The organism is Bacillus pretiosus (genome assembly GCF_051294775.1).
GTDB lineage: Bacteria > Bacillota > Bacilli > Bacillales > Bacillaceae_G > Bacillus_A > Bacillus_A wiedmannii.
Genome location: NZ_JBPPHF010000001.1, coordinates 1,299,085 through 1,315,654, shown reverse-complemented (window position 1 = coordinate 1,315,654; position 16,570 = coordinate 1,299,085). Strand labels below are relative to the sequence as shown.

Here is a 16,570-nt window from a genome sequence, read left to right as displayed (position 1 = left end):
GAGTTTAATGTGAATGTTTATTAGTAGATACAAAAATGCTTACAACAAATAAAAAAATAGCATTCATGATCAATAGACCACTAAAGGTAAGCCCAGCAAAACCTCCAGCGAATCCATCTCCTACTTTTTCACCAATTACGTGCAAGGTGGCGAAGAAAACAACGGGAGAAGAAAGTATGAAAATACCACTGGCTATTTTCCATATTTGTTGATATTTCTTTGCTATAAAGAAAATGAGTGTATTAAAAGTGATAAGAAGAAAAATAAATCCAATTAATGAATTCATCATATCCTCCTTTTAATATAATTCTGAATTTTCATATGTTCATTTTGAATGAAATATTATACAATATAATTATATTGTATGGAAAGCGAGTGATATATTATGACAGTCAGCTCTTTCGAATTTTTATTAAAAATAAAGGTACAGGAAGATTAATTGAATGAAAATCTTCCGTACGTATAAAACGGAGGAGAAAATAAATGTTTAGTTTTTATAGTACACTTTGCACGGAACTTTATGATTTCACTAAGCCTGTCGGTTATTCTTTAAATGGTGATATTGAGTATTACGAGGAACATTTAAAAAATTGTAGGGGAAGAATTCTCGAAGCAGCGGTAGGATCAGGGCGTGTCATTATCCCGCTTCTTGAAGCTGGTTTTACAGTAGATGGGATAGATTATTCACCTGAAATGCTAGAATTGTGCCGCGTGCGATGTAAAGAGAGAAACTTACATCCTAATTTATATGAAGGAAGCTTACAACAATTTTCACTGCCACATAAATACGAGGCAATTATCATTCCAACTGGATCTTTTTGTTTAATTGAAAATCGTACAGATTCTATAAACGCATTGAAATGTTTTTATGAACATCTTAATCCAGGCGGGCGATTAATCGTAGATATTATGCTTCCGCATGACTGGAAAACAGGAGAGATTCATACATCGACTTTTTCTTTGCCGAGTGGAGACGGAATTACATTAGAAAATAAATCAATTGAAATAGATTGGCTGAACCAAGTTACTCTATCATATTTAAAATATGAAAAATGGAGTAAAGGGCAGTTAGTACAAACAGAACTACAACGCTTTGCGATACGCTGGTATGGAATAGAAGAGTTTAAACTTCTGCTAGAAAGTATAGGTTTCTCTAACATTACTTACTCCGCTGACTATGTTTATGAAAAAGAACCGTTAAATGCAAGTCAAATGTTTACTTTTGAAGCTGTGCGAAACGAAAAATAAAGAACTATGTATGAAAATAAGGCAATCGATATAATATCGGCTGCCTTATTTCAATTGTATATTACTTACATGGTATTACGTTCCGGTTGTCCAAGCATTCTTCTACTAACTACATATACTACTTATATTAAAGGCAGTTACTATTTCAAATAGAAATGTTATTTTTCTATAAATGATATTTTAGAGAAGTAGGGGATAAATTTGGAAAACGTAGAACAAGACAGAATTGAAAATCAAGTGTATTCCAATCGTGTAGTAAGATCAGAATTTGATGCGAATTGGGAAACATGTATATCAAAAAGTGGCTATGTAATTTATGTAGCAACAAGTAATAATGCTGAAGTAATAGTACTTCTTGCAGATGGTTCAAGTAAACTATTAATTTTTGAAAAAGGCGGTAAAGTAGTAGTAGGCGGTGGTGGTACAAGTCATTACAGTAAGCCGCATATTGCAAGAAATATTTAAGGTAGTACATGTATTTGAGTAGAAGCTGGAAAACGGTTATTCATTTATGTTTAGAGTATGATAGACTAACCGTTTTTATTTGTTTATATTATTTTAGAAGAACTCGATTGATTACAAATACATCGGTATGACCAGCAAAAATTAGGAGGAAATTGTACGGATAAGAATTCGAAATATAATGTAAGTTTGGAAGAAACATATAAGCGATTTTAAAAAGTATTTCCTATTTCGGGAAATGCTTTTTCTATGTTATAGTATAATAGTGTTTCGAAACGATGTTATTTTAATATACTTCAAATCTTGTTGTGTATTATTTTTATATTAAATTAGTTGTGCAAGTATTTTTTTATATAAGGAGTAACAATTAGAGAAATGAAAAATATAGACTTTATACTAGAAAGTGATGAGGCATTAAAACCGTCGGAACGATTAGTACTATTATTATTAGAGAAGCATAGAATGTTATATACGAACGATCTATTAGCATTATCTAATTTATCATATAAAACATTAACAGATTCATTAACAGCGCTTGTTTTAAAATCATATGTGTTAAAGGAAACAGGTAAGGGAAGAAGACAGAATTGTTATAGATTAGTATGATAAGACTGCTTATTTTAGAGAATTTATATTGATATTTTTCGAATGTAAGGAGAAATAGAATTTTAATTTTCAAATGAAAAACGAACCGCAATACGTACTTGAATATTTGAATTTCATTTTTGTTAATGATAATTTTATAATTATCGAAAATAGAAAAATGAAATAAACTGCATAAAAAAGAAATAAAAAAACAATCCGTTTTTAAAATGGATTGTTTTTTATTGGAATAATATTATTTGATGAATGGAAAACAGGAATGATTATTCTACTTCACTTGTGTACTTTTCAGGTAATAATTCCATTACGTTACATTTTACAAGTTCATCATTATAAGAAAGTATAACGTTCGTATTTTTTCCGTAATCACTTATTAATTCTCGACACATACCACATGGAGCAACAACCCAATATTTTTCTATGTCTTCATGAGGGTGTGGGTGAGCAACTGCTACAATGGTATCAAATTCATGATCGCCTTCTGAAACAGATTTTCCAATCGCCATAGCTTCACCGCACACTGTTATTCTTCCGACATTCGCTTCAACATGCACTGCTGCATAAATATTACTTGTTTTAGTTCCTACAGCTGATCCGATATGATGACGACCATATTTATAGTTTTTTTTCGATTACTTTTTCAGCAGCTGTAATTAAATCATAGTCTTCACTATTTAAAGGCATTACTTTTAACATAATTTCTCCTCCGTATTAAACATGATTAGTGTTATTTTAACGAAAAAATTTAATATTTAAAATAACAGATAATTATCGGAGAGATAATATTATTATGTAAACTGTAGTTTTAACAGGAAAATATCATAATCAATAGAACATATAGAAGAAGGGGAAACTTAAATATTTTGAAAGATGGGAGAACAGCATATTATATTGCATTAGAAAAAGAACATGATCACCTTTTACATTATTTAAAACAGGAAGTGAACGTATGATAAATAAATGGAGTGTGGGCATATTTTTATTTAACGAGGTAGAAGTGTTAGACTTTGCTGGGCCATTTGAAGTTTTTTCTGTAACCGAAGCGGATGAAGAAAAACCATTTACTGTGTATACAGTTAGCCAAAATGGAGAAATGATTACAGCAAGAAACGGATTAAAGGTAAAGCCAGATTATAGTATTAAAGATTTACCACCAGTTGATATTTTAATCATTCCAGGTGGTAAAGGTGTTCGGGAAAATGAAGTGCAAAATGATATTATAATAAATTGGGTTCGTCAGCAAATGAAAGAAGTAAAGCTAATGACTTCAGTTTGTACGGGTGCGCTATTACTTGCGAAAGCCGGTTTACTGGAAGGCTTAAAAGCAACAACGCATTGGGCTAGTATTCAAACCTTCAAAAAAGATTTTCCGAATGTAGAAGTAATGGAGAATGTGAAATTTGTAGATGAAGGACACATTATTACATCTGCAGGTATTTCAGCTGGTATTAACATGTCATTTCATATTGTAAAAAATTTGTTAGGTGTGGAGATTGCTGAGGAAACAGCTAAAAGTATGGAATATGATATTGATTTACAAAATTAAAAAGCCCAGGCCGGGCTTTTTTATATTGATTGAATATAGCTAATCTCCTCATCACTCAAAATAGGGCGAACAGACGCATTTGCATTTTCTTGTGCTTGTTTTTCTGTTTTTGCACCTGGGATTACAACACTCACTGCTGGATGAGTGAGTATATAGCGAAGTGCAAGTTGCCCTAAGGTCTGATTTTTATTTGAGAGCAACCGAAGTTTCTCTACCTTTTGTAAGTCTTCTTGAAACCAATTTTCATTTGGCCAATCTTTGCGTAAATCTCCATTTGGAAAAGTTGTTTTATTTGTGAATTTTCCAGTTAAAATACCCATTTTTAACGGCCCACGAATAATAGCTCCTAGATTTTTTTCTTGTAAGAATGGCAAAATATCATTTTCTGGTTTTCGATTCAATATATTGTAATCAAGTTGTACGATGTCAATTTCATTGTTTTTATTGAAATGTCGAATGTATTGTAAATCATGTGTCGAAACACCGACTGCTCTTACTTTTCCATCACGTTTTAATACTTCAAATGCACGTAAAAATGCTTCTGTTTCTCTACGGTTATGCCACCAAATATGACAAAAATAAAGATCAATGTAATCTGTTTGAAGACGTTGTAAACTTGTTTCAAATACGGCGATGATTTTTTCGGGAGTATCATATACAGGTTGTGCGTGATAGGTAAAGCTTTGATATCATCTCCACCTTTTCCCCCACCTAACACCGTACGCGACAGTTTCCCGTCATACGGCGTCCCATCATTTTCAGCTAATTGATATAAGTTAATTTATACAGTTATCGGTTCATTTTCAGCCTCAGTTCTGAGTGTATTCAATTTATTTAATTGCTTATCGTTCAATTTCAACGCCAAGAGCGCAGCTCTGATTTTATTCTTATCTGTCATGTGGATTAATTGATGTATATATTTATCAACAATTATTAAGTTGTGATATTTATCAGTTCCACCACTTTTCAAAGGAATCTTATGATGACAATGTACCCTATCTATACCTATAACTTCTTCAGTTACATAGCACTTTCCGTATTGTGCAACATACCTCGATATCCTGTTATCATTGTATTCAATACTCCTATTTCGGGAGTATGTTGCCATGACTTGTTTTAAGACATCCTTAGGTATGACTTTAAGATTCTCATGAATTTTATTACGACCTTTTGCGGTGTAATTGCATATATTTTGTGAGAAGTTCCATGGATTCTTATGATGTACGCCTGTAACTGGAAGTAAAGGTGTGGCACAAACTGTATATATTTTAGTATTAGACTGAATTCCTTTGGCACGTAGTTGAAATTTCTTAGGAGTTTCATAAAATTGAATTACTTTTCCATTTTCACTGAGCCTGTTTTTCATGGATTTGAGTAGAGTGTAGTTAATTTTTGTCAAATCTATATAAATTTTAGTAGCGTACTTGTAATAATTTTGAATGCCAATAAGGGTAATATTAAATTTAATTACATTTTCTGATGTTGGATGCCTTTGGATTTCTTTTACCTTATCCTTTAGAATTCTTTTGGTGTTTTGCATAGCTTTGTCCGTCATACTACTTTTGGCAACATAACCATGTTTAGATTGACCTTGTTGAACCAACTTCACTTTAAACCCCAAAAAGTTCGAAGAATTCTTTTTAAGATTAACTACTTTAGATTTTTGCTCATTAATTTCAAGTCCTAATCTCGTACGCAAGAAATCAATGGTGGCATAATAATATCTTTTGGCACCAATATATGTTCTACACATGATTTTAAAATCGTCAGCATACCGCACAATGAACCCATCTTTAAGATTTGTGTATTTGCGAGCATAGCCCCTAAAGGCTATAGCCGTCTTATAATTCTTAGGCTGAAAAGTTTCCCATTGATTGCTAATCCACCAATCCAATTCATTTAAAACCACGTTGGATAATAGAGGAGATATAATACCACCTTGCGGTGTTCCTTTAGTTGGGATACCTTCTCCTTGAATTTCAGATTTTAAGATTTTCGAGATAACACTTAGGAGTGATTTATCACGCACACCTAAGGTCCATAACTGCTTGAGTAATTTCCCATGACTTACATTATCAAAGAAACCTTTGATATCTATGTCTACACAATAATGCTGACGCCCTAGATTCATTAGACTCACCATTCGACTGAGCGCATGATGAGTACTTCTGTTTGGCCTAAATCCATAACTATGATTATGGAATTTCGCTTCACATATGGGTTCAAGCACTTGTAAAATGCTCTGTTGGACGAGTCTATCCCAAATAGTAGGAATACCTAATGGGCGCATCTTATCACTGCCCTCTTTTGGGATGTATACTCTTTTAACGGGTTGTGGTCGATACCATTTCAATCTTTTTCTGACTTGTTTTACTACCTGTGTATCATTTAAATGCCAAATATCTTTAATAGTTAATCCATCTACACCAGCGGTCTTACTACCCTTATTTGTTTTAATGTTTCTATACGCTAATCTAATATTTTCTTCTGAACCAATCATATCCATTAACTTATAGAAATTGTTACCGTTAAGACTATAGGAATATAGTTGATCATATTTCGTTTGCATATCGTAGTATTCGCTATGTCTTAGCTTGGTTTTCTTTAACATGGGCTGTAGCCTCCTTATGGAGAAACACTACATCTCTTAGTCTTACTCGAATCCATGTTAACCGTAAGTAACAATTAGCCTGCAATTGACTAGTGGCTATCCCTCCACGTTCATTAGACGTTTCACAGGTACTATGCCACCACCTTCACTACCATAAATCTAGGTTATACGACTAACTAATCTCATTAGTGCTTTCCCTAGAAACGCTTCGTCAGAGGCAAGTCCTCTGCGTTGGTAGCTTACCACGTTCCTTCATTCCTATCTGTACATACACTTTTAGGTTTCTCCTATGAGCCTGCTACCTTGATGTTGCCTGTAACAACATATGGACGTTCATAAAGGAGAGTCTTACTAGCCCACAGTAGCGACACTAATTGTGTCAGCATACCTTTCGATATGCTCCCGATATAGACCCGTACCATCAGAGATTCGTCTGCACTTTCAAAGTTCGCGATTGCATCATCGTGCATTCTAACCATAAGTGTTTTGTAGACCCCCGGCCTATATGCTACACCATCCACCTCTGGACAGCTTTCGTGTATTTTAACTTACGGTAGCTCTCAGCCGACTTCTCCGAGCTTCAAACCGTTAGACTCTTGCCAATCTAACCGCATGTCGGAATATTAGAGGTGCCCTTCAAGGCGTTACCCTATCATTTGACAACTCGGAATGAAAGTTCACTGTTGGACAATTGTCCGACAGCGCCTAAGCTTTTCACTTAGGAACGTGTCGCACCTCCATTCGGATCGTAGTGATGTCCGATTAAACCGCCTTTTGTTGATAGGATAATATCATTACGATATCCTTTAATTGCGGTAGACACTAACTTTTCACTATGTCCTAAACCATACACATCTGCAGTATCAATAAAATTCACACCACACTCAATTGCTTTTTTTATAGCGGTTATAGATTGTTTATCGTTAATAGGTCCCCATTCATCACCACCGATTGCCCATGCCCCAAAACCTATTTCAGAGACAGTTATTCCAGTTTTACCTAATGTACGGTAATGCATATTTTTCCTCCTTGTAAGCATGTTATAACATCGATATGTAGGGAAGGTATTTTGTGTGTAAAAAAACTCTTCTACAATAATAGAAAAAGAATAACAGAAACTACTATTTTATGGCAGCATACATAAAAAATTTCAAAGTAAATATGGAAATGTCGTCGAATGCTATCTTTAATTGGTTGATTTGTAAGATATTTTTGTGAAGGAGCTTATTTTATAAGAATAGAATTATAGTTAGTAAGGGATTATGCCGAGGGTAGTGAAAATATATGTGTTAGGGGGATTTCATAATGAGGAAACTCAAGCGAATAAATGTTCCTAATATAGAAGAGCAACTATCACAGCCTAATGAGAAGCGAGCAATTAATAAGAAAAAACTAAGACGATTTATATTCATGTTTATATTTATTGCGGCGGCTACTTTGTACCTTCAATTTATTTTAACGAAACAACAAGAAATAATCGTAGAAAAAAAAGATACAATAACGAATCAAAAAAAACAATTGGTCTCTTTAAAGAAAGACCAGGATTCTTTAAAGACTAACATAGAAAATTTAACAGACGATGAGGAAGAAATTTTGAAGTTTGCGAGAAAAGAATATCAATTTTCAAAGTCAAATGAAACTATATTTGTGTTGCCGAAGTAGTGTAATAGAACAGTTAGCGATTGCTAGCTGTTTTTTTATGTATGAATGGCATGGTACAAGTAACAATCACATATTGTAAAAATGAAGAGTTTGAGCTGTTTTTATACTTATGGAATATACACTGAAATAAATATTGTTAAAATTCTGTCAATTGTATTATAATAAAAGGTAAGCGGATACATTTCTTAATCAACGTTGAGTTTATCACTCATACGACTATTAAGAAAACCGTTATCCCGTATTAGAAAGGAAGATAGCTGTGTACGCTTCAAATACAATTTATATCGTAGGGGATGCGAAAGCACCTCAAAATAATCCTATTACCGAAAAGTTCAAAAGTTATTTTGTAGCGTTTGTACTTGTTAAGGAGACAGGGGAAATTGTAGATGCAGATTGCTCAGCGACAATTGCATTAACATCTCAATTCGTTAAATATTTATTTCTACATAAAAATATTAATGATCCACTATTGGTAACAGAAATAAAAAATAGATACTTCGGTTCGTCTCAAAAGGCACTACTTGTAGCGTTAAAAGATGCGCAGAAAAAATATAATCAAATTGCTGCTTTGTCTACCTATTCCTAGACAAAATCCAGCCATAAGAATCTTCTTATGGCTGGATTTTTTTTATTTCACATTAATCTCCTATATGAAAAGTAAGCGAAAGAGGAGATTAATTGTCCGTAAAAAACTAATTTATTTTGTGGATTAAGGTTCCACTTTGTCAGACAATGAAAGGATGAACAATATGAAAATTACGGATGTAAAAGTAAAGCGTAGACGTGTAAATCTTCATACACCGTTTAAAACGGCGCTTCGTACCGTAACTGAAATAGAAAGTATAGATGTATATATTCATACAGACGAAGGAGTTATTGGCAAGGGGGCTGCAGCCGCAACACCAGTTATTACGGGTGATTTCGCTAACGGGATTGAAGAAGCAATTTTAGGACCGATGCGTTCCTGTTTAATTGGTCAAGATATCATTCAATTTCAGCAGTTACTGCAGCACATTCAAATGAGTTGTATTGGAAACCCAAGTGCGAAAGCCGCGGTAGATATTGCTTTATATGATGTGTATTGTCAACACCAAAACGTTCCACTTTACGCATTATTAGGCGGGAAGAAAGAAATTCATACAGATATTACGGTGAGTGTAGATGAGCCTTTTATTATGGCGAAAGAGGCAAAGCAACATGTAGAAAAAGGATTTCAAACTTTAAAAATTAAAGTGGGAAAATCTGCTCATTTAGATTTAGAACGTATTGAAGCAATTCGAAATAGTGTACCAAAAATTACGACGTTACGATTAGATGCAAATCAAGGGTGGAATCCAAAAGAAGCGGTTACGATCATTAAAGAGATGGAAAATCGCAATTTAAACATCGAATTTATTGAACAACCTGTTCATGCGAAAGATTGGGATGGGTTAAAGTATGTCAAAGATCATGTACAAACGCCCATTATGGCAGATGAAAGCATATTTTCAGCGAGTGATGCATTGAAAATTGTTCAAGGAGGATATGCAGACTTAATTAATATTAAATTAATGAAATGTGGCGGCATACGTGAAGCGTGGCGTATTGCCGATATTGCCGAAACAGCTGGTGTAAAATGTATGGTCGGAAGTATGATGGAATCTTCACTTTCTGTTAGCGCTGTAGCCCATTTAGCTGCTGCACATCCTAATATTCATTACTTCGATTTGGATGCACCGCTTTGGTTAATGGAAGAACCGGAAGGAATGACTTATTCTGGATCAAAGGTAAACCTTCAAACGACAGTGAATAGTAAATCTTAGGAGAAGAGACTAGTAAACTATCTTTTAAGGGGGATATGTATGAAAAAAGTAGGAACTGCATTTTTAACAACTTTATTTATATTTTCATCGTTTACATCAGCAAATGCTGAAGAGAAGAAAGATAGTAAAGCGTTTATTGATGTATCTGCTGCAACACTTTGGACTGCGCCTGATTCATTACGGCCAATTGATGCACCGAGCGCTACAAACCCAGTTGATTTGTGGAAGTGGACGAAATCAATGACGCTTGACGAGAAACTTTGGTTAACAAATGCAAATAAATTAGAAACGCAAGCGTTATTAGGTCAAGAAGTAACGGTTGTTGATAAAAAAGGGGACTGGGTTAAAGTGTTAGTCCATGGTCAGCCAACACCTCGAAATGAAGAGGGCTACCCAGGGTGGATGCCCGAAAAACAGTTAACATATAATCAAGAATTTGCTGATAAAACAAATGAACCTTTCGTATTAGTAACGAAACCGACAGCCATTTTATATATAAATCCTTCTGAACAACATAAATCACTTGAAGTGAGCTATAATACGCGACTGCCACTACTTAGTGAAGATACGATTTCGTACCGCGTGTTGTTACCAAACGGACAGAAAGCTTGGCTACGAAAAAATGATGGGACAGTTTACCGTTCGCAAAATGATATTCCAACTCCGACAGCTGATGATTTAATAAACACTGGAAAAATGTTTTTAGGATTACCGTATATATGGGCTGGAACAAGTGGTTTCGGATTTGATTGCTCTGGATTTACACATACGATTTATAAATCACACGGTATTACAATTCCGCGGGATTCAGGTCCGCAATCGAGAAATGGAGTTGCAGTTGATAAAGAAAATTTACAAAAAGGAGATTTAATCTTCTTTGCACATGATCAAGGAAAAGGTAGTGTTCACCATGTTGCTATGTATATTGGTGACGGAAATATGATTCACTCACCGAGAGCTGAAAGATCAGTAGAGATTATATCGCTAAATACACCAGGATATATAGAAGAATACGCTGGTGCTCGTCGTTACTTACCTTAAAAAATAGAGGGGGTTTTCAAATGAAAAAAGTTGTTCGTTACTCATTAGTTAGTACTCTATTAGTTTCTTCATTTTTAGTAGGATGCGCAAAAGAAAAAACAACGACAAAGCCGAAAGATGAGAAGAAAGTATTACAGTTACTAGAAACGGGTGAAATTCCGTCATTAAATTCAGGGAAAGTAACAGATGCGGTATCGTTTAACGTTTTAAATAACGTAATGGAAGGATTATTCCGTTTATCGAAAAATGATGAAGTGATTGAGGCTGGAGCACAAAAATATGAAGTAAGTAAAGATGGAAAAACATATACATTCCACTTGCGTGAAGCGAAATGGTCTAACGGAGATCCAGTAACAGCACAAGATTACGTATACGCTTGGAAGCAGCTGATTAATCCGGATACTGCTTCTCAATATGCATACATTGCGTATGATGTGAAAAATGCGGAGAAAATAAATAAGAAACAATTAGGTTTAGATGAATTAGGAGTAAAAGCGACGGATGATAAAACATTCGTTGTAGAACTAGAACATCCTGTACCGTATTTTACGAAACTACTAATTTTACCGTCCTTCTATCCAATTAATGAAAAATATGCGAAAGAGCAGGGCGATAAGTACGGATTAGAAGCAAATAAAGCGGTGTATAACGGGCCATTTACACTATCAGAGTGGAAGCATGAAGCTAGTTTTACACTGAAAAAAAACGATAAGTATTGGGATAAGAAAGAAGTGACGCTAGATGAAGTAAACTATCAAATTGTTAAAGAAATTTCAACTGCGGTAAATTTATATGAAACAGATAAAGTTGATAGAGCTGTCATTTCTACAGAATTCGTCGATAAATATAAAAGTAATAAAGAGCTAAAACAATATACAGATCCGGTTATGTACTTCTTCCGATTCAATGAAAATGTACCGATTCTTAAAAATAAAAACGCAAGGCTTGCGCTAAGTACAGTGTTTGATAAGAAAGGACTTGCGACTTCATTTTTAAATGATGGTTCGGTTGCGGCGAACTATTACGTACCAAAAGGATTTTTAAAAGGTCCAGATAAAAAAGATTTTCGAAGTACAGCAGGTGAGTTTAATAAAACTGATGTAAAACAGGCGAAAGAATATTGGGAAAAGGCGAAGCAAGAGATCGGTACAAATGAAGTGACGCTTGAATTATTAAACTATGACTTAGAAAGCTTCAAAAAAGTAGGAGAATACATTAAAGAAGAGCTAGAGAAAAACTTACCAGGCTTAAAGGTAAATGTAAAATTACAACCACACACGCAAAAACTAGCGTTAGAGAAGAAGAAAGAATATGAAATGTCACTATCACGCTGGTTACCGGATTATCCAGATCCAATGACTTACTTAGAAGTATTCCTTTCTGGAAGTAGTGTGAACAATACAGAATATGCAAATCCGGAATATGACGCTTTAATTAAGAAGATTAAAACAGAATTAGGTAATGATGAAAAAACTCGTTGGAAAGCAATGCAAGATGCGGAAAAAATGCTGCTAGATGATGCAGTAATAGCACCGGTATTCCAGCGCGGGTTATCATACTTACAAAAGCCATATGTGAAAGATTTATATGTACATCAATTCGGCCCGGCAACTAGTTTAAAATGGGCAGATGTGCAGAAATAAAATTATGGAGAAACAGACTTCACGTATGTGATAGTCTGTTTTTTTGTACAGTTTCAAATGTATAGACATTTTATATATTTTTTCATGTCTTAAAAATAAAATTATTAGTAAAATTCCAGTGTGAAATTTATGTAGAATCTTGTATAATTAACGTGTTTCTATGGAAACATTTTCTTGCGATATTTGTATAGAACTTAATAGAACAAGGAAAGAAATACATACATGTATATAATAGATAAATAGAATGGGACATGTATAGAGAAAAAGGAGAGAAATGATGGCGTGTCAAAAACAAGGGTTACAATTTAATAGCGATAGAAAGAGGAAGAGACGATGAAAATGAAGCATGCTTTTGGTCCCATAATTTTAGCGTGTGTGCTTTTTTTCATTATCATATTAATCCCATCGAAAAGTTTAGTATCACTTATTAGTGATAAGAAGGTAGAAGATGCGGCAACTTCCTTACAAAAAGAAAAACTACAAAGTGTTTTCTTACAGCAAAAAATGTTAGAGAATTCGCAGTATTTACCGATGTATGGTTCATCTGAATTTTTACGAATGGATGCATATCACCCATCTAATTACTTTAAAGTAAATCCTGCAGGTTTTACACCATATTTAATGGGGATTGGCGGTACACAAAGTTTAGCTCATATATTAAATATGACGTCTACAATGGATGAGTTAGAAGGTAAAAAAGTAGTCTTTGTTCTATCACCACAATGGTTTACTAAAACGGGTGTATCACAAGGGGATTTTACTAACAATTTCTCCAAACAACAAGCATATCATTTTATTTTTAATGATACAATAAATGTTGAAATGAAGAAGCAAATTGCGAAACGATTATTAGACTATAAAGTTGTTCAAAAAGATGATATATTAAAAAATTCATTAGAAGGTATTGTATATAATGATACGAAACATAACATAAAAGCAGGTTTAGTTAAACCACTTGCTTATATGCATCGAAATATTTTAGATCATAGAGATGTATTTAACTCCTTATTTAAGATTGAACCGATGAAAGAAAAAACAAATATGGGACTACGTTCAATTTCTTGGGTAGATGCACGTAAACATGCGGAGGAAGAAGGAAAAACGGAATCTACTACAAACACATTCGGAATTGAAAATCCGTATTACTATAAACATAATTTAAAGAAAAAATTAAAAGGTTTAAAAAACTTTAGAGCAAATGAATCATATGAAGAATCACCAGAATATGATGACTTACAAATTGTTTTAAATATATTTAAAGAGAAAAATGTTAAGCCACTATTCATTTCTGTACCTGTAAACGGACCGTGGTATGATTACGCTGGTTTCCCTAAAGAACGCCGTGAAGTGTATTATAAAAAAGTTCGGGAACAAGTTGAGAAAGCAGGATACCCAGTAGTTGATTTTTCTGGCCATGAATATGATAAGTATTTCTTAAAAGATACAATTCATTTAGGTTGGAAAGGTTGGATTTACTTTGATGAAGCAGTACAAAACTTTTATACTGAAAAATAAGAGTGGAGAAGAAGGAACGGCTATAAGCTGTTCCTTTTTTAGTATAGAGTATTTTGATGTGGGCAATTCGGAAAGGCATGTATATCTTGAATTTGTCTAAAATCATAATGCTTCATTGCGAACTGCGCTTGATAAAGGTATTCATACACATATAATTGACCATCATGTGCTGAACATAATACACCAGAAGTTCCCTGCCCATTTATGAAGGAAATACCGATAGGGCGTCCGATTAAGTATTGTATTTTTTGTTGCCAATGCATAGGGAAATCACTCCTTTTTGATATAATATACGAAAGGAGTGAATGAATTGTTGCTTATCCATGTAAATGTTAAACTGAAGGATTTGCTTGTGATTTTGAAAGATTATTCAATTTTAATATAAAAAACCGCTATAGTTCGTAATGAATGTATAGCGGTTTTTATATTATCTTAAGCAAGATTTTTACGTTTTTTTGTCCATTTTTTAAGGATGAAGTATAGTAGGATAAGTATGACGCCCCCAATTGCAAAAGACTTCACATACGGTCCCGCAATATCGTTTATATTCTCCCAATTTTGACCTAGTTTTTCACCTAAATAAATAAAAATGATAGACCAAGGAATGATTGCAAGTGCTGTTAATGTAGTGAAACGTAATAATGGCATTTTTGTAATACCAGCAGGAATTGAAATCGCATGACGTACTACTGGAATAAAGCGTGCAGTGAAAATTACACCAGTCCCGTAACGGTTAAACCAATCTTCAGCTGCATCTATATGTTTTTTATGAATGAAAATATATTTTCCGTATCGTTCTAATATAGGTCGTCCACCGTATCGTCCAAGCCAATAAATAAAGATTTGAGCAATAACGCCGCCAATTGTACCGAATACAACGGCGCCTACAAATGAGATACTACCATTGAATACTAAGAATCCCGCATAAGCAAGGACGATTTCACTTGGAATAATCTCAATCATTAGACCAAGCATAATGCCCCAATAACCTAATCCTTCAAAAAACGTTAATACTGAATGAATAAAACTACTTACCATTGTTGCACCTTCTAATTTATGTATTTTTGAATAGGTGAACCTAATACTTAATAACATAAAAGATTCACCATGTGTAGATTATACCTTATTTGTATAGAGGATTGCTATTTCAATTCTTTTATGTCTCTCATAAGTAGTATAGTACAGGATATGAGCTTAGTTTTCATGAAGAGAAAATGAAAAGCTTATTAAAAATTTCTTATATGTCAATGAAAATAAACTGAAAATTAAGTATAATGATATAGGCTTTTAATTTACAAAAAACAGGAGGAGTACGTGTGCATATTATAGATCCGATTTATGGATCAATCTCTATTCATGATAGAGATATCCTTCGATTGATAGATACAAAAGCATTTCAAAGGTTGGCGTATATTAAACAGCAAGGACATACATACTTTTTACACGAAAACGCAATACATACGAGGAAAGAGCATTCAATAGGTGTATATGTACTAGTAAATAAAGTGATAAAACATCTTACAGATATTGGTGATATTCGTTTATCAGAATATGAGAGGAAATTATTATCTGTTGTAGCTCTCCTACACGATGTTGGACATGGTCCGTATTCGCATTGCTTTCAACAAATTTCAGGTGAAGATCATGGTGATTGGACTGTACGAATCATTCAAGAGGATGAAGAAATACGCATGATTTTAAAGCAGACATGTGGATTGTTAGAAGATGTAACGAAAGCTTTAACAGATGATCGAGTTTTTCCCATTATAGATGAGCTATTATTTAATTCATTAGGAATGGATCAATTAGATTTTTGGAATAGAGATTTATATTATTTTTCACTTGAGATAGGGGGATTACGGATAGAAGAACTGATTGCTACTATGCGTTTTATTAGCGGTAAACTTGTAATTGAAGAATCGGGAATTCCTTATATCGAACAACTAATGAAAATGAAAGAAGAGCTATACAATAAGGGCTTTGGTCATCCGTTTGTGATCGGGAAAGACTTATTGTTGCAATCTATTTTTCAAAAGGTAATGGAGAAAAATCTTACGTTCCAAACTCCTGAAATGCAAAATTTCTTTCTAACAGAAGAGAAGTTAGTAGTAGAGGACTTTCTTCTGTTACAAGATGAAATGATTTTTAATGAAATAAAGTGCTTTGCCGAATCAGAGGATGTACGATTAGCAGCGCTAATTCAGCTTTATTTTTCAGCAACCAAAAGTTTATCATTTCAAAAAGGACTGGAGGGTGATTTTAAAAAGGAAAATAACAATTTAACGATAATAACTGAGAAAAAGGCGTACAGTTCATATGTAGGTGGTATTTACGTTTATAGTGAGGGGCAGTTAGAGGATATTTTAGAAAAATCCTCTTTTATTCGAGAGATAGTTAGGTTACCTAAAAAAGAATATGCATATTCAATTTAAATTGG

General features: G+C 33.7%; 15 protein-coding genes and 4 pseudogenes. 12 read left to right on the top strand and 7 right to left on the bottom strand.

Annotation, left to right across the window (positions count from 1 at the left end):
* Positions 1–4: 4 nt before the first annotated feature.
* Positions 5–286, bottom strand: coding sequence for a hypothetical protein (locus ACSG5Z_RS06555; protein WP_435711092.1), 282 nt, complete (start codon positions 284–286; stop codon positions 5–7).
* Between the two features lie 197 nt (positions 287–483).
* On the opposite strand from ACSG5Z_RS06555, the gene ACSG5Z_RS06550 reads away from it, so the two are divergent.
* From ACSG5Z_RS06550 to ACSG5Z_RS06540, 3 genes are all read left to right on the top strand, one after another.
* Complete coding sequence (locus ACSG5Z_RS06550) at positions 484–1,248, top strand: class I SAM-dependent methyltransferase (protein ID WP_435711090.1); 765 nt, start codon at positions 484–486, stop codon at positions 1,246–1,248.
* A gap of 201 nt (positions 1,249–1,449) precedes the next feature.
* Positions 1,450–1,713 carry a hypothetical protein gene (locus ACSG5Z_RS06545; protein ID WP_000432423.1) on the top strand — a complete coding sequence of 88 codons (264 nt, stop codon included), beginning with the start codon at positions 1,450–1,452 and terminating at the stop codon, positions 1,711–1,713.
* Positions 1,714–2,085: 372 nt separating this feature from the next.
* Entirely contained in the window at positions 2,086–2,316 is a 231-nt protein-coding gene (locus tag ACSG5Z_RS06540) for a hypothetical protein (RefSeq protein WP_000789031.1), read from the top strand.
* A gap of 260 nt (positions 2,317–2,576) precedes the next feature.
* On the opposite strand, the pseudogene ACSG5Z_RS06535 reads toward ACSG5Z_RS06540, so the two are convergent.
* Positions 2,577–3,009: pseudogene (locus tag ACSG5Z_RS06535) on the bottom strand (cytidine deaminase).
* A gap of 173 nt (positions 3,010–3,182) precedes the next feature.
* Between ACSG5Z_RS06535 and ACSG5Z_RS06530 the strand changes: the two are divergent.
* Both ACSG5Z_RS06530 and ACSG5Z_RS06525 read left to right on the top strand, forming a co-directional pair.
* Positions 3,183–3,266, top strand: a pseudogene (locus ACSG5Z_RS06530) (ankyrin repeat domain-containing protein); the annotation flags it as partial.
* Entirely contained in the window at positions 3,263–3,859 is a 597-nt protein-coding gene (locus ACSG5Z_RS06525) for a DJ-1/PfpI family protein (protein ID WP_435711085.1), read from the top strand. The pseudogene ACSG5Z_RS06530 and the gene ACSG5Z_RS06525, both read left to right, overlap by 4 nt.
* A gap of 20 nt (positions 3,860–3,879) precedes the next feature.
* Here the strand turns inward: ACSG5Z_RS06525 and ACSG5Z_RS06520 are convergent.
* The 3 genes and pseudogenes from ACSG5Z_RS06520 to ACSG5Z_RS06510 form a co-directional block, all read right to left on the bottom strand.
* Positions 3,880–4,524: pseudogene (locus ACSG5Z_RS06520) on the bottom strand (aldo/keto reductase); the annotation flags it as partial.
* Positions 4,525–4,640: 116 nt separating this feature from the next.
* Positions 4,641–6,470 carry a group II intron reverse transcriptase/maturase gene (gene ltrA, locus ACSG5Z_RS06515; protein ID WP_435711083.1) on the bottom strand — a complete coding sequence of 610 codons (1,830 nt, stop codon included), beginning with the start codon at positions 6,468–6,470 and terminating at the stop codon, positions 4,641–4,643.
* A gap of 736 nt (positions 6,471–7,206) precedes the next feature.
* A pseudogene (locus ACSG5Z_RS06510) lies at positions 7,207–7,488 on the bottom strand (aldo/keto reductase); the annotation flags it as partial.
* A 287-nt stretch (positions 7,489–7,775) separates the two neighbouring features.
* Here ACSG5Z_RS06510 and ACSG5Z_RS06505 point away from each other — a divergent pair.
* From ACSG5Z_RS06505 to dltD, 6 genes are all read left to right on the top strand, one after another.
* Positions 7,776–8,132 (top strand): FtsB family cell division protein, encoded by a 357-nt coding sequence (locus tag ACSG5Z_RS06505; protein ID WP_001228712.1) that lies wholly within the window; start codon positions 7,776–7,778, stop codon positions 8,130–8,132.
* A gap of 259 nt (positions 8,133–8,391) precedes the next feature.
* Positions 8,392–8,718, top strand: a complete 327-nt coding sequence (locus tag ACSG5Z_RS06500; protein ID WP_048547447.1) for a DUF3870 domain-containing protein — start codon at positions 8,392–8,394, stop codon at positions 8,716–8,718.
* A gap of 154 nt (positions 8,719–8,872) precedes the next feature.
* Positions 8,873–9,934, top strand: a complete 1,062-nt coding sequence (locus tag ACSG5Z_RS06495; protein WP_142310462.1) for a dipeptide epimerase — start codon at positions 8,873–8,875, stop codon at positions 9,932–9,934.
* Between the two features lie 39 nt (positions 9,935–9,973).
* Complete coding sequence (locus ACSG5Z_RS06490) at positions 9,974–10,975, top strand: C40 family peptidase (protein WP_097891944.1); 1,002 nt, start codon at positions 9,974–9,976, stop codon at positions 10,973–10,975.
* A gap of 20 nt (positions 10,976–10,995) precedes the next feature.
* Complete coding sequence (locus ACSG5Z_RS06485; protein ID WP_435711081.1) at positions 10,996–12,618, top strand: peptide ABC transporter substrate-binding protein; 1,623 nt, start codon at positions 10,996–10,998, stop codon at positions 12,616–12,618.
* Positions 12,619–12,951: 333 nt separating this feature from the next.
* A complete protein-coding gene (gene dltD, locus ACSG5Z_RS06480; RefSeq protein WP_088063719.1) occupies positions 12,952–14,133 on the top strand; it encodes a D-alanyl-lipoteichoic acid biosynthesis protein DltD in 1,182 nt (393 codons plus the stop codon).
* Positions 14,134–14,171: 38 nt separating this feature from the next.
* Here the strand turns inward: dltD and ACSG5Z_RS06475 are convergent, their stop codons facing one another.
* Positions 14,172–14,396 carry a hypothetical protein gene (locus ACSG5Z_RS06475; protein WP_000558704.1) on the bottom strand — a complete coding sequence of 75 codons (225 nt, stop codon included), beginning with the start codon at positions 14,394–14,396 and terminating at the stop codon, positions 14,172–14,174.
* A 169-nt stretch (positions 14,397–14,565) separates the two neighbouring features.
* A complete protein-coding gene (gene uptA, locus ACSG5Z_RS06470) occupies positions 14,566–15,171 on the bottom strand; it encodes an undecaprenyl phosphate transporter UptA (protein ID WP_061664652.1) in 606 nt (201 codons plus the stop codon).
* Positions 15,172–15,449: 278 nt separating this feature from the next.
* Here uptA and ACSG5Z_RS06465 point away from each other — a divergent pair, with 278 nt between their 5' ends.
* Positions 15,450–16,565, top strand: coding sequence for an HD domain-containing protein (locus ACSG5Z_RS06465; RefSeq protein WP_435711080.1), 1,116 nt, complete (start codon positions 15,450–15,452; stop codon positions 16,563–16,565).
* Positions 16,566–16,570: the final 5 nt, after the last annotated feature.

Coding starts and splice junctions, on each gene's coding strand:
- ACSG5Z_RS06525 (WP_435711085.1), top strand. CDS start 3,263: ATGATAAATAAATGGAGTGTGGGCATATTTTTATTTAACGAGGTAGAA.
- ACSG5Z_RS06540 (WP_000789031.1), top strand. CDS start 2,086: ATGAAAAATATAGACTTTATACTAGAAAGTGATGAGGCATTAAAACCG.
- ACSG5Z_RS06505 (WP_001228712.1), top strand. CDS start 7,776: ATGAGGAAACTCAAGCGAATAAATGTTCCTAATATAGAAGAGCAACTA.
- ACSG5Z_RS06475 (WP_000558704.1), bottom strand. CDS start 14,396: ATGCATTGGCAACAAAAAATACAATACTTAATCGGACGCCCTATCGGT.
- ACSG5Z_RS06550 (WP_435711090.1), top strand. CDS start 484: ATGTTTAGTTTTTATAGTACACTTTGCACGGAACTTTATGATTTCACT.
- ACSG5Z_RS06490 (WP_097891944.1), top strand. CDS start 9,974: ATGAAAAAAGTAGGAACTGCATTTTTAACAACTTTATTTATATTTTCA.
- ltrA (WP_435711083.1), bottom strand. CDS start 6,470: ATGTTAAAGAAAACCAAGCTAAGACATAGCGAATACTACGATATGCAA.
- dltD (WP_088063719.1), top strand. CDS start 12,952: ATGAAAATGAAGCATGCTTTTGGTCCCATAATTTTAGCGTGTGTGCTT.
- ACSG5Z_RS06495 (WP_142310462.1), top strand. CDS start 8,873: ATGAACAATATGAAAATTACGGATGTAAAAGTAAAGCGTAGACGTGTA.
- ACSG5Z_RS06485 (WP_435711081.1), top strand. CDS start 10,996: ATGAAAAAAGTTGTTCGTTACTCATTAGTTAGTACTCTATTAGTTTCT.
- uptA (WP_061664652.1), bottom strand. CDS start 15,171: ATGGTAAGTAGTTTTATTCATTCAGTATTAACGTTTTTTGAAGGATTA.
- ACSG5Z_RS06555 (WP_435711092.1), bottom strand. CDS start 286: ATGAATTCATTAATTGGATTTATTTTTCTTCTTATCACTTTTAATACA.